7 protein-coding genes are annotated in these 12,659 nt (G+C 74.4%); 1 reads left to right on the top strand and 6 read right to left on the bottom strand.

The features are described from left to right. Positions 1-29: 29 nt before the first annotated feature. The 4 genes from BBK14_RS16765 to BBK14_RS16750 form a co-directional block, all read right to left on the bottom strand. A complete protein-coding gene (locus tag BBK14_RS16765; protein ID WP_018499906.1) occupies positions 30-233 on the bottom strand; it encodes a DUF5703 family protein in 204 nt (67 codons plus the stop codon). A gap of 275 nt (positions 234-508) precedes the next feature. Beyond that, positions 509-2,644: a mannosyltransferase family protein gene (locus BBK14_RS40215; protein ID WP_241831585.1), complete on the bottom strand. Its 2,136-nt coding sequence runs from the start codon at positions 2,642-2,644 to the stop codon at positions 509-511. Continuing rightward, the gene (locus tag BBK14_RS16755; RefSeq protein ID WP_071063871.1) at positions 2,641-4,401 is read right to left on the bottom strand and encodes a glycosyltransferase family 39 protein; all 1,761 of its coding nucleotides are present in this window, start codon (positions 4,399-4,401) and stop codon (positions 2,641-2,643) included. The genes BBK14_RS40215 and BBK14_RS16755 overlap by 4 nt, the downstream gene beginning before the upstream one ends. Positions 4,402-4,797: 396 nt before the next feature. Continuing rightward, positions 4,798-6,282 (bottom strand): NAD(P)/FAD-dependent oxidoreductase, encoded by a 1,485-nt coding sequence (locus tag BBK14_RS16750; protein ID WP_071063584.1) that lies wholly within the window; start codon positions 6,280-6,282, stop codon positions 4,798-4,800. A gap of 300 nt (positions 6,283-6,582) precedes the next feature. Between BBK14_RS16750 and BBK14_RS16745 the strand changes: the two genes are divergently transcribed. Then, positions 6,583-8,238, top strand: coding sequence for a glycosyltransferase (locus BBK14_RS16745; protein WP_241831580.1), 1,656 nt, complete (start codon positions 6,583-6,585; stop codon positions 8,236-8,238). Here BBK14_RS16745 and BBK14_RS16740 read toward each other — a convergent pair. Both BBK14_RS16740 and BBK14_RS16735 read right to left on the bottom strand, forming a co-directional pair. After that, entirely contained in the window at positions 8,196-10,112 is a 1,917-nt protein-coding gene (locus BBK14_RS16740) for a glycosyltransferase family 39 protein (RefSeq protein WP_071063582.1), read from the bottom strand. The genes BBK14_RS16745 and BBK14_RS16740 overlap by 43 nt on opposite strands. Positions 10,113-10,193: 81 nt before the next feature. Next, complete coding sequence (locus BBK14_RS16735; RefSeq protein WP_071063581.1) at positions 10,194-12,524, bottom strand: AAA family ATPase; 2,331 nt, start codon at positions 12,522-12,524, stop codon at positions 10,194-10,196. Between the last annotated feature and the right edge of the window lie 135 nt (positions 12,525-12,659).

The following is a 12,659-nucleotide window of genomic DNA, read 5'->3' as shown; positions in this document are numbered from 1 at the left end:
AGGCCTTTCCGGACAGCCAACGGCGAGCATCAGGTCGGGAGATATCCCGGCAGACCGCCCGGACGGCGCCGCCGGCGTAGCACCACTCGGCGGGTCCCATCGGGGTAGATGCGGGAGCGTTCGAGCTCCCAGTCCCCGAACTCGGCGTGCAGGGTGAGGATCGCGACCGCGGTCCGGCGGTCGGTGCCCGGCGGCATCGTCAGCCGCTGGTACTCGAGCTCCCTGTCGGCCAAGGCACATGCACCTCCTGGTCGCCGGCCCGGTGTGCCGGCCGCCCTGCCGCCCCCGCGCGGCTTCGTCCGGCGGCCGTCATCCGGTCGCCAGCCGGCTCGCGCGGGCGCGGACCTGTTCCGCGAACCCGCGCCCACCTTGACGAACGACGGGTGTCCCGTGGGGAAACCTTGGCGTAACGGCTCATCGAGCACAAGCCATCATCAGCTGCGGGCCCGGCTTGGACGAGGCGGAACCGGTCAGCGAACGCGGAACCGGTCAGCGAACGCGGGAACGGTCAGGGAACGTAGGACAGCGTGAACGCCAGTGTCGCGTACACGGTCATCGCCGCGGTCGAGACGGTGATCACCAGCATCCACACCTCGCGCCGTGCCGTCACCAGCGCGGCGACGAGCAGGAACGGGAAAGCCCCGTACAGGTATCGCTCCGACGAGTCGAGGTTGCTGCCCGTCAGCACCGCGGCGAGCACCAGGGCCGACCACACGGAGTAGGACACCGGCAGGGCACGGGCCATGACGACCAGCGCGACGAGCGCCAGCAGCAGCCAGGGAACGTGCAGCGCGGTGCCGAGCTCGCCGTGCAGGGCGCCCTTCGCCGCGTCGATGACGGTCAGCAGCGGATTGGCCGTGCTGCCGTGGCGGGCCGCGTCCCGCTGCATGGTCAACGGAGCGAGGCCGTCGCCGTGGATGGCCGCCGACCACAGCAGGTAGATCCCCGCCCCGGCCACGGGCGCGGCGACCGCGCACAGCCGCGCGAGCGCCTCCCGGGCGGCGGCGCGCGGTGCCGACGGGGCACCGAGGTCTTCCGGCTCAGCCGGACCGAGGCGGTCCGGCTGCGGGGCACCGAGGCGGTTCGGTGGTGGGGCGCCGAGACGCCGGGCCAGGGGTAGCGGCAGCCCCCGCGCGGCCTCGATCGCGACGGGGACGGCGAGAAGCAGGCCCAGCGGCCGGCACAGGCCGCCGAGCAGGCCGGCGACCACCGCCAGCTCCCAGCGCCGCGTCCGCGCGCCCAGGAACGCCGTGACGGCCAGCAGCCCCGCCAGGGCCTCCGCGTAGCCCATCACCAGGACGAACGCCGGGGGGGCCAGCGCGGAGATCCAGATCACCCGTCGCACCGTGTCGTCGTCGAACCCCTCGACCCGCGCGATGCCGACCAGAGCGAGGGCGAACACGACAGCGATCAGGTTCACCAGGACGAGCAGCACCTGGCCGCCGTGGCCGCCCAGGCCGGGCAGGGCGGTGAAGAGCCGGACCAGCAGGGGGAGCAGCGGGAAGAAGCGGCGGCTCTCGGCGCCGGCCGCGTCGTAGCCGTTGTCGGCGATGTTGAGGTACCAGCCGGCGTCCCAGCCGAGCAGGTCGGTGGTGTCCAGCGTGGCCCCGTTGTCACCGGCGACGGTGTCCGCGACGAACCTGGTCAGCGCCAGCGCCGCGCCCACCACGGCCCGCGCCGCGATCCAGGCGATGAGCACGTCCCGCAGGTACCAGCGCTGCGCCCAGGCCATGGCCGCCTGGGCTCGGGTCGGCGTGCCCGCGGATGTCGCCGGCCGGCCGTCGGTGGCGCCGTCCGGGCCGCGCGCGGACCTGCGCCGGCTGCCGCGGGCGTAGAGGCGTTCCTGGAGCGGGCCGGTCCGCCCGACCGGATCGAGGGCCGGCCCCGTAGCAGTCTCGAGCGGTTCCGGGGCTGCTGTGGCCGGTGCCGGTGCCGGTGCCGGTGTCGGCGGTATCGGAGCCGACGGCTCGGACGGCTCCGACGGCCGCGGGGACCACCGGTCAGGCGTCCACCGGTCAGGGGCCCATGAGTCCGGTACCCATGCCGTCGCCTGTGGGCCTGGTCCCAGCGGGTCCAGTGCCTGCGGGTCCAGTGCCTGCGGGTGTGGTGCCGGCGGAGCTGCCGCCCACGGACTCGCTGTCCACGGACTCGCCGCTGGCTCGTCCGCGATCGGCGGTCCCGCGGACGCCGGCTCCGGCGACTGGCCCGGCTCCGGCGAGGCGGGGGTCGGCGTCGACGGGGTGGGCAGGTGCAGCGCCGGGTAGCTGGGACGTCCCGGCTCGAACCAGGAGCTCCCGGAGGTCGGCGCGTCCGCCCGGTGCGCCGCCGGCGGGACGGAGTACGCGGGCGGTGTGGGGTGCGTGGGTGGCGCGGCGGGCCGTGTGGGTTCCGCCGCGCCGGACGAGGCCTCGTACGCCGGCCCGGCGAGGTAGACCGGGCCGATGCGGGGGCCGTCACCGCTCCCGGCGGCCCCGGCCGGCCCCGGTGGGGGCACCGCCGGCCCTGGCGGGAGCACGGCGGGCAACGCCGCCGGGCCCCCCTCCGGGTGCGGCGGGCCAGCGGCGTCCGCCTCGCCCGGAGCGGGCTCGCGCCGGCCCGGATCCGGTCGACGTCCGCCCGGGTGCCAGCCGCGCGGGGTGGTCACGACGCCCGGAACCGCAGCAGGGCGTAGTTCTCGTAGACCCGTGCCGGCAGACCCTGCTCCATCACCTCGTCGGCCACCGGCCGCTGCGTCTGCAGTGTCGCCCGGACCTGGGTGCACAGCTCCTCGTAGGTCCGGTAGGCGCCGGAGCCGGCCATGAACACGGTGTTCGTCCCGGCCTCCGCGATCGCCCGCTGGGCGATCGCCACGCCGTTGGCGGACTCGTTGCGCTCCTCGTAGTCGACCCAGTCGACCCGGTCCGGGGCGGCGTAGGTCGGCACCACGTACACCTTGAGCCAGGACGGCACGGTGCGCGCGAGGCCCGGCCCCAGTTGGTCCGGGCACACCAGCAGGATGTCGCCCGGCCTGGACAGCCGGGTGAGGACGTCCGCGGCCTCGCCGGCCTGGGACCGTTCCCGCCGGACGTCGCTCGTCCCGGCGATGACACCGACGAGCGCCGCGACCGCGACCACGCTGTGGAACACCCGGCGGTCGGCCAGCATCGTCGCGCCCAGTCCCACCACGAGCAGGAACGGGACGAACGCCGTCGCGGTGTACCGGTCGGCCCACGCGTTGCCCACCAGCTTGCCGGCCGCCACGGCGACGATCAGCGTCCCGGTGGCCAGGAGGAACAGCGTGCGGCCCGGCTCGAGGCCCTTCAGGTCGAGCAGGACGAACCGCCCGCCCAGCGGACGGCCGGCGATCCCGGCGGCGACCAGGCCGGTGATCAGGAACAGCAACAGCCGGCCGAGGGTGGTCGGCCCACCGGCCCACTGCCCGTACGCGTGGCTGACGGCGGCGAAGCTCGCCGGCTCGCCCCAGGGCGTCCCGGTGTGGGCGAGCTGGGAGCGGAAGTTCGGCAGCCACGGAGCGAACACCAGGCCGCCGGCGATGATCCCGATGATTCCGGCGAGCGGGCCGCGGGGGTGCCAGGTGGGCACGGCCCGCCGCGCGCCGCCGGCGGCGTCGGCGAGCAGCTCGGGCGCGGCCGTGGGCTGCTCGGACGCGTCCGCCGGCGCCGGCGCGGCCGGACGGCGCCCGCCACGCGAGTGTGCCCCGGACCGCCCGGCGCGGCCGCGGCGGGCGGCCCGCGCCGCCGCCACCCGGGGCCGGACGACGACGAGCCCGACCAGCCACGCACCCACGGTCACCAGCAGGTAGAGACACCAGTAGTGGGTCAGGGCCAGGCATCCCGACGCCACGGCCAGCAGCACCATGTTCTTCACCGACGGCACCCGCAGCACCCGCTCCAGGGCCAGCCCGCCGAGCGCCGTGAGCAGCACGATCAGGCTGTACATCCGGGTCTCGGTGCCGAAGTACAGTGCGAACGGCGAGGTGAGGTACAGCACCACCGCGACCTTCGCGCCGCGGTCACCGACGAGCCGGCGTCCGAGATAGAACACCGGCACCGCGGAGCCCAGGTTGATGACGGCGGACATCCCGCGCACCGACGCGGTGCCCTCGCCGAAGACGCTGATCCACAGGTGCAGCAGGATGTAGTAAAGGGGCGGCGAGCCGTCCTGGAGGAGCCCGTCCCACATGGTGGGCGCCGCACCGGACAGCGGCAGGCGGGCGATCGCCACGCTCTGTGCCTCGTCGAGCCACAGCGGCTGGCGTGCGATGAAACGCACCACCACCGCCGCGGCGATGATCAGCACCAGCGCGCCCCGGAAGATCCGGTGCTCGCGGTCGGGTCGAGCTCCGACCCTGTCGACCGGCTCGGGGGTGTGTTCCGCCGGCCGCACCGCGACGTCGGTCACGGTCAGTCCCTTCGGTACCGGGGGCACGACTGCGACGGCGAGGTCCGCGGGTGCGGACGCCCGGCGCGTGTTCGCGCCCGTTGCTGCAGGTGAACGCGGACACGTCCACGGGTGAAGCCTGGTCTTGACCGGTCCCGCGGCGGCCGCGCCGGCCGGGCCGGGACCACGCGCTCCGGGACGCTCGGGGGACGGAGCGCTGTCGGGACGGCATGTTCCTGGAACAGTGCACTGTCTGGGACGACCCGCTCCGGATCCGTGGAGTCGGGGACCGCGCGGCCGCTGCCCCCGCCGCCCGCCCGTCCCGCGCCGGGTGGGCGTGGGGCGGGGCGGGGGGTCGTGGCGTGGAGCGGGAGAGGGCGGTGGACGGCGGGTGTCAGGGCCGGGAGGCCGGCCCCGCTACGACCGGCCCGGGGAGGAGACCTCCTCGTGGTAGTCCTCCTCGACGTTGACCTCCCACACGTCGTGGCTCTTCCCGTCGATGATGTTCTCGACGGTGAGCATCGCGGTGAGCATGGAGTGGTCCTGGTTGTTGTAGCGGTGCATTCCGTTACGGCCGACCGGGTGGACGTTGGGAGCGTAGTCCTCGAGCCAGCCGCGGATGATGTCGACGTTCTTCTTGTAATCCATGTCGTAGTACGGGTACGCCTTGGGCATCCGCACGACATAGCCCTGCTCGACCTGGTTCGCCTGGACGAGGCCCAGCTTGGCGAGCTCCTTGGTGCCGAGTGCGATCAGCTCCTCGTCCGAGGAGTTCCACATCTCGTCGCCCTCGAAGACGAAGTACTCCAGACCGAGGCAGGTCCGGCCGTCCTTCACCAGGAACGGCGACCAGGAGGCGAAGTTCTGGATCCGGCCGACCTTGACGTCCGGCGCGTGGATGTAGATCCAGTTGTCCGGGAATCCGGCTGATTCGGGGACGACCAGCGCGACGGTGAGGAAGTCGCGGTACTTCAGGGCGTTCGCGGCGGCCAGGACCCGCGGCGGAACCGGCGGGTCCATCACGCGCACCAGCGACGAGAACGACATCGAGGAGATGAAGTGGTCACCGGTGTACTGGTACTCGGTGCCGAGGTCGTCCCGGGACGACTCCGGCGCGCCGGCGCCCGGCCCGTAGCCGCCGGTGACCACTGTCGTGACACCGGTCGCACGGCCGTTCTCGTGATGGATCTTGCGGACCTTCTCCTCGAAGACGATCCGGCCGCCCTGCTTGACGATCTTGTCCGCGGCCGTCTCCCACATCATTCCCGGCCCGAACTTCGGGTACTGGAACTCCTCGATGAGAGAGGTGATGTCGGTCTGGTTGCGCTTGGGCAGCACCGCGTTGGTGATGGCGTTCATCAGCGAGAGGCTCTTGATGCRCTGGGCCGCCCAGTCGGACGGCATGTCGCTGACCTTCACACCCCAGAGCTTCTCGGTGTAGGTCTTGAAGAAGGTGCGGTAGAGCCGCCAGCCGAACCGGGCTACCAGCCAGTTCTCGTAGTTCGACTGGTCCTTCGGTGGGCGCAGCTTCGCCAGCGCGTACGAGCCGATGCAGCGTGCCGCCTCGGCGACCCCGAGCCCGCCGAGGGCGTTACCGGCCTTCAGCGGGTAGTCGAAGAACTTGCCGTTGTAGTAGATGCGGCTCGACCGCGGCCGGAGCAGGAAGTCCTCGTCCGGCAGGATCTCGTGCCACAGCTTCTCGACCTCGGGGACCTTGGTGAAGAAACGGTGGCCCCCGATGTCGAAACGCCATCCGTCCCGCTGGGCCGTACGGCTGATTCCGCCGACCACCGAGTCACCCTCGATAATCGTCACGGGGATCTCCCGCTTCATCAGCTCCCAGCCGGCGGAGAGCCCGGCCGGCCCGGCTCCGATGACGACTACCTCTGGCTTTTCGGTCACTGTGCCGGACCTCTCCTCAACGACAACGTCCGTGGTCTGTAGGGGGGTGTGCGCGCGGCGAGATTTCGCGCCCGCGACTGGCAGGACCCCTCCCGGTGCCGGAACCTTCGCATCCGGCCTCGGGGGGCAGTCTCGCATGACAGTTACCGTCGCTTCACCGGACCCCCCGGCGCGGACGCCGCGCCGGGTTCGGCGTATGGCGTCCCGTCACCGTGACCGCATGTGGCCCGTTGGCGCCGACCTGGCCGCCGGAGGGGTGCGCGCGGGCCGGCGTGACGGCCGCTCTGGCATCGTGCGGGCATGTCCTGCGCCCTACCCGACTCCCCGGAGTCGAAGTCGGCCGAGCCGGGCCGGTCGCGCGACCGGCCTCCCGGGGGGACCACCGCGCCGGCCCGTGCATCAGGCGCCGGGGGCGTGGCGGGGGCCTCGCCCGGCACGGTGGCGCTCCTGCTGGGCTGGTGTGGGGTCGCCGTGGGGATCAGTCTCTCCGACGGCCGGTACAGCCCGCTCGCCCTGGTCATGGTGCTCCTGGGGTGTCTCGCGGTGGCCATCGCCGTCGCCGTGCCGAGCGGCTGGGGCGGCTGGGGCGGCCGGGGTGGCCCGCGGGCCCGGGCCGGCCGCGGCCGCCCGCGGGGCCTTCCGCTGCGGGCCGCGGGCGTTCGGCTGGCCTGCGCGTCGTGCGGGATCGTGGTCGCCGCCGGGCCGATCCTGCGGCACCCGCGCTACTACGCCCACGGCCCGGCCGCGACCGCCGCGGACGTGCTGGCCGCCGCCGCCGGTCTGCTCGCCGGCCTGACGCTCCTGCGCTGCGCCGTGCCACCCGGCGGACGGTGGGCGTACGGGCCCGCACACGGGCGGGCGGCGGGCGGCCGGGTGTTCTGGGCCGTGCTCGGCCTCGCGCTCGCGGCGGGTGTCGCGACTGTCGCGGCCGCCCCGCAGCCGCGGATCGACGTGTTCCATCTCCTCCAGGTCTCCACCTCCGGGCTGGCCCGGGGCACGAACATGTACCGCCAGCAGTGGGCGCCGGATCGGGCCGGCTACACCGCCGGCGGGCTGTTCGACGTCTACCCGTACCTGCCGGGGACGTCCCTGCTGCTCGCGCCGTTCCGGTGGGTGCTGGGGGACGTCCGCTACGGGCTGCTGGCCGCGCTCGCCCTGGCGGCGGTGGCCGGCCGCGCGCTCGCGCGGCGGCGGGACGTCGCCAGGGCCGACGCGGTGGCCGGCCACGGCTCCGGCGTCGAACCCGACACCGACCCGGATCTCCGCGTCGGCGATCCCGGCTTCGGTGTCGGGGGGCATGGCGGGGCGGCGGTCGCCGCCGGTCTGCTCCCACTGCTCGTCGTCGTGTTACCGGAGTCCATGTACGCGCTGCAGCAGTCCTGGACCGAGCCGCTGCTGGTCGCGCTGCTCGCGGTGATGGTCTGGGCGGTCGCCGCGGGCCGGACGGCGCCGGCTGTCGTCGCGTTCGCGCTGGCCCTCGCGAGCAAGCAGCACGTGGCGTTGCTGGTCCCGCTCGCGGCCTGCTGGCCGTCGTTCGGCCCGCGCCGCACCCTGGCTGCCGCCGGTCTGGGGGTGGCCGTCGTCGCGCCCTGGGTCATCGCGGCTCCGGGCGACTTCGTCGACGACGCCGTGCGCACCAATCTCGGCTACGAGGTGCTGAACCACTCGCTGTCCATACCCGGCTGGGCGCACCATTTCGGGATCACCCTCGGCTTCGGCGCGACCGCCGTCGTGCTGGGCGCGGCCTACCTGCTGGCCTGGCGAGCCCGCGGCGGGGCGGCCGGGTTCTGCGCGGGGTCTGCGCTGGTCCTCCTCGCTCTCGACGTCATGAACAAGCAGACCTTCTTCAACCACTACACGCTGCCGATGGGGCTGCTCGTGCTGGCGGTGGCCGCGGGCGCGGCGGCCCCGCCTCAGCGCAGGGTGGAGAACCGCTCGAGGGAGGCACCCTCGTAAAGATCGCGCTTCTCGACCTGCAACGCCCGGTCCCGCAGGGACGCCAGCTGGTCGGAGAGCACCGCGCACGCGCCCTCCAGAAAGCGGTACCCGTCCGCCCGGACGAGCAGGACGGCGTGATCGGGCCCGGCCAGGTCGTTGACCTCGGCCGCGAAGGCCGCCCCGTTCGCGCGCTTCATCCGGTCGGCGTAGTCGACCCAGTCGACCAGCGCCGGCCCGGCCTCGTCGGCGTAGACGATCTCCCGGATGTCGATGTCGCCCCGGCGCTGGATCGCCCGGTGCACGGCCGGGCCGAGCTGGTCCGGGCAGTAGGCGACGACGTCCCCCGGCCGGGCGAGGTCGGCGATCCGGTTGGCGATCTCGCCCGCCTGGGTCCGCTCCGTCCGGGCGAGCTGGTACCCACCGAGYAGGCCGCTGATCGAGGCGACCACGACCACCGCCACGAACGCCCGGTGCACCGGCAGCTGCGCTATCCCGAGCGCCGCGAGCAGCAGGTAGGCGGGCAGCGCGATCCCGGTGTAGCGCTCCGCGTAGGCGCTGCCGCCGAACATGTTGACGAAGTACGCCAGCACCAGCGGCGCGAGCCAGATCGCGGCGAGGTACCTGCCCGGCGCCCGCCCGGAGATCTTGACGTGCAGCTCCCCGCCGAGCGGACGGGCCGTCAGCCCGATCAGCGCCCCGCCGAGCAGGATGATGCCCAGCAGCGCGCCGGTCGACTGCGGGCCGGCCCAGTCGAAGACCGTGTCGAGCAGCACCTGGGCCTGCACCCGGGGCGCCCAGGGTGTCCCCGTGTGCAGCATCTGGAAGAGGAACACCGGCATCCAGGGCGCGAACAGCACCGCCGAGGCGGCCATCGCGACGAACGCCCGCAGCGCCGGGCGGCGGTAGTGCTCCCGCCGCCGCGCCTGCAGGAGCAGGAACGCCGCCACGGTGAACACCACCAGGAACGTCCAGTAGTGCGTGTAGACCAGGGCGGCCGTCGCCAGCGTCAGCGCGGCGAGCCGTGGCAGGTCCGGCCGGTTCAGCGCCCGGACTGCGGCGAAGCCGAACACCAGCACGAGCAGGACGACCAGCGAGTACATCCGCGTCTCGCTGCCGTAGCGGATCGCGTACGGCGAGCAGGCGAACAGCAGGAGCGCGACGAGCCCGACCCGCTGCTCGGCCGACGGCCCGCCGTTGCCGAGGGCGGTCGCCGCCCGGCCCACGTACCGCCCGGCGAGCCAGGCCAGCGGGAGTGTGGCGAGGGAGAGCACGCCCGACAGCGCCCGGACGGCGATGTCCCCGTCACCGAACACGCTGATCCAGACGTGCAGGAGCAGGTAGTACAGCGGGGGTGACCCGTCGTGACGCAGCGCCTGCAGCAGGTCCGGCACCGGCCGGGACGCGATGCCGACGGTGAGCGACTCGTCGAGCCACAGGTGGCTCGGGGTGGCGAACCGCAGCACGGCACCGGCGGCGACGGCCAGGAGTGTCCCGGCCAGGAAGAACTGGTACGAGGCCGCGACGGTCCAGTCCCGGGCCCGGCGGAACCGGGCGATCAGCCGCGCCGGCTCGGCCCGAGATGGGTAATCGGTCCGCTGGGCGGGCACGGTCTGCTCACCCGGCTCCGCCTCCGCGGCGGGCGGCGCCTCCGCGCTCGGCTCGGTCTCCGCAGCGGTCATGGTCTGCGCGTCCGGCTGGGTCTGCGCGTCCGGCTGGGTCTCCGCGGGCAGCCCGGTGCGCGGGAGCCGGCCGGTCAGCACCGCATGGTCGTTCGGTGGGTCCTGCGCCGACCGCGGCCGAGGCGCCACAGCCGCGGCTCCCGGCCCCGCGGCTGCCGGCTCCGCGGTAGTGCCCGTGACCTGGCCGGTCGGCAGGTCGTCTGCGCTCACCATCCGCACGCTACCCATCCGCACGCTACCCATCCGCACGACGCACGATCTTGCCGTGGTGTCGTGTGCGGGTTGTCAAGGGGGTCATGGTCTGACCGGTTCCTTCGTGGCCGGCGCGAGAACGGCCGCCCCGGCGGTGGCACCGTCAGCGAGGCCGGCGCCGAAGCCGGCCTCGCCGGGTTGGTCGTCGGTGTCGTCCATGTCGTCCATCGGCCCGAATGGCTCCGCGGACTCGCCGGCCAGCAGCGCCGGGAGGAGGGTCGCCCGCCGCCGGCCACCCGCGTCGCGGACCGCGGCCCGCAGCGCCGGGCCGTTCACCGACACGACCGACAGGTGGCTGCGTGCCCGCGTCATCGCCGTGTAGATCAGCGGCCGGGTAAGCATCCGCCCGGCCTCCGGTGGGAAGACGCCGACCACGGCGGCCCACTCGCTGCCCTGGGCGCGGTGCACCGTGACGGCCCACCCGTGGCGCAGGTCCACGACGCCGTGCGAGGGGACGTCGAGCTCGCCGCCGGGGAAGGCGACCCGCAGGCCGCCCCGTTCGCCGAGCGCGACGACCACGCCGATCTCACCGTTGGCGAACCCCAGGTCAAGGTGGTTCGCGGTGGCCACCACCCGGTCGCCGACGTCGAAGCCGGAGACCTCGCCGCGGCCCGGGTTGAGCGCGTTCTTCAACGCCGCGTTGAGCGCGCCGGTGCCGGCCGGCCCGCCGTGCACGGGCGTCACCACCTGCACGTCCTCGGTGGGTATGCCCAGGGCCCGCGGAATCGAGTCGGTGACGAGCTGGACGACGCGGTGCGCGGCCTCGCCGGAGGAGCGCGCCGCCACGACGACGACCTCACGGCCCGAACCGGGTGGCGGCAGCTCACCGCGGCGGACCGCCGCGGCCATCGTGGCGATCGCGCCGCCGTCGGCCTGCCGGTAGAGCCGGGTCAGCTCGGTGACCGGCGCGACCTCCGCCTCCAGCAGGTCGGCCAGGACCTGACCCGGTCCGATGCTGGGGAGCTGCGCAGGGTCGCCGACGAGGAGCAGGTGGGTGCCGTCGGCGCAGGCGTCCAGCAGGGCGGCGGCGAGTTCGGCGTCCAGCATGGACGTCTCGTCGACGACGACCAGGTCGGCCTCGATGGGGTTGTGCTCGTCGCGGGCGAACCCGCCGCCGCGGCCCTGCGCGCCGAGCAGCCGGTGCAGGGTGCTGGCCGGCGCGCCACACAGCTCCTCGAGCCGTTTCGCCGCCCGGCCGGTCGGCGCGGCGAGCGCCACCTCGACGCCGGCGGCCTCGGCGAGCCGGACGACCGCGGCGACGGTGCGGCTCTTGCCCGTGCCGGGACCACCCGTCAGCACGCTCACGCCGACCTCGAGCGCGGTGCGGGCGGCCTGGAGCTGGACCTCGTCCAGCCCGGCCACGGCGCGGTCGGCCGCCGCGCCCGGTTCGGCGCCGCCGGGGACCGTGCCCGCGCCGCCGCCAGCCGCATCGGACCCAGCCGCGTCGTAGGCGGAGCCGGCCGCGTCGTTGTCGGGCGGCTCGTCGTCCGGTGCGTGGTCGTCCGGTACGTCGTCGTCGAACATCGACGTCGGCGCCGGCGGTTCGGGTGGCGTGGCGACTGCCGGCCGCTCCTCGCCCAGTCCGCTGCCGGCGCGCCGCCGGGCCCGCCGCCCACCGGCCTCGGGCCGGAACGGTTCGGCGGTCGCGAGCAGGCGCTCCACCCCGTCCGAGATCGCCTGCTCGGCCATCGCGTACCGCTCGAGGGCGAGACGGTCGTCGACCTGGATCACCCGGCCGGAGTCGAGCGCGGCGGACAGCGCGTCGAGGGGTTCGGTGACCCCCTCGCGGACCGCGGCCCGGGTCACCTCGGCGACCGGGGCGGCGGTGTCGCCGGCGCGGCTCGCCGCGCGACCGAGCAGGTGGATGAGGACCGCCGGCCCGCGGCGGGGGTCCGCCCTGTCCAGCCCGAGGTGGCGGGCGAAGCGATCGGCGTCGCCGAGTTCGGCCTCGCCTCCCTCGAGCAGCGACCAGGGGTCCGCGCGCAGCGCCTTGGCCACCGTGGGGCCGAGTGCGTCGGCCAGGCCGCGGGCAAGCCGCGCCGGCAGGCGCGCCGCGACCAGCATCTCCACCGCGGCGTAGGTGGGTTCCGCCGCGCGGAACGTGTCGAGCAGGCGGCGAGCCCGCGGCCCGGAGACACCCGGCACCGAGGAAAGGCGGTGCAGGTCGACGTGTTCGCGGTGTTCGATGCCGGCCTCCTCCAGCCGGCCCGCCGTCGTCCGGCCCAGGCCCGGCCACAGGCCGGCGCCGCAGAAGGCCTTGAAGACTACGGCGTCGTCCGGGGTTGGTCCCGGGCCGGACGACGGCGGGCCGGCGGCGCGGTCCTCGACCGCGGCGGCGGTCCGAAACGGGGAGTCGGCGGCGTCTTCGGGCATGGCGGAAGCGTAACGACGCCGGCCGCCGCCCCTAGCCCGCCCGCTCGGTAGCGTGGTGGGGCGGGTGGTCCGTGGGTAGTCCGATCGCGCATTTCGGTGCCAGCCGCCGAACGATCGAATCCAGGCGTTCGGCCA

The sequence above is a fragment of the Parafrankia soli genome (assembly GCF_001854695.1).
GTDB classification, from domain to species: domain Bacteria; phylum Actinomycetota; class Actinomycetes; order Frankiales; family Frankiaceae; genus Parafrankia; species Parafrankia soli.
The sequence above is the reverse complement of the archived record's forward strand: the minus strand, read 5'-3'. Positions and strand labels throughout refer to the sequence as shown.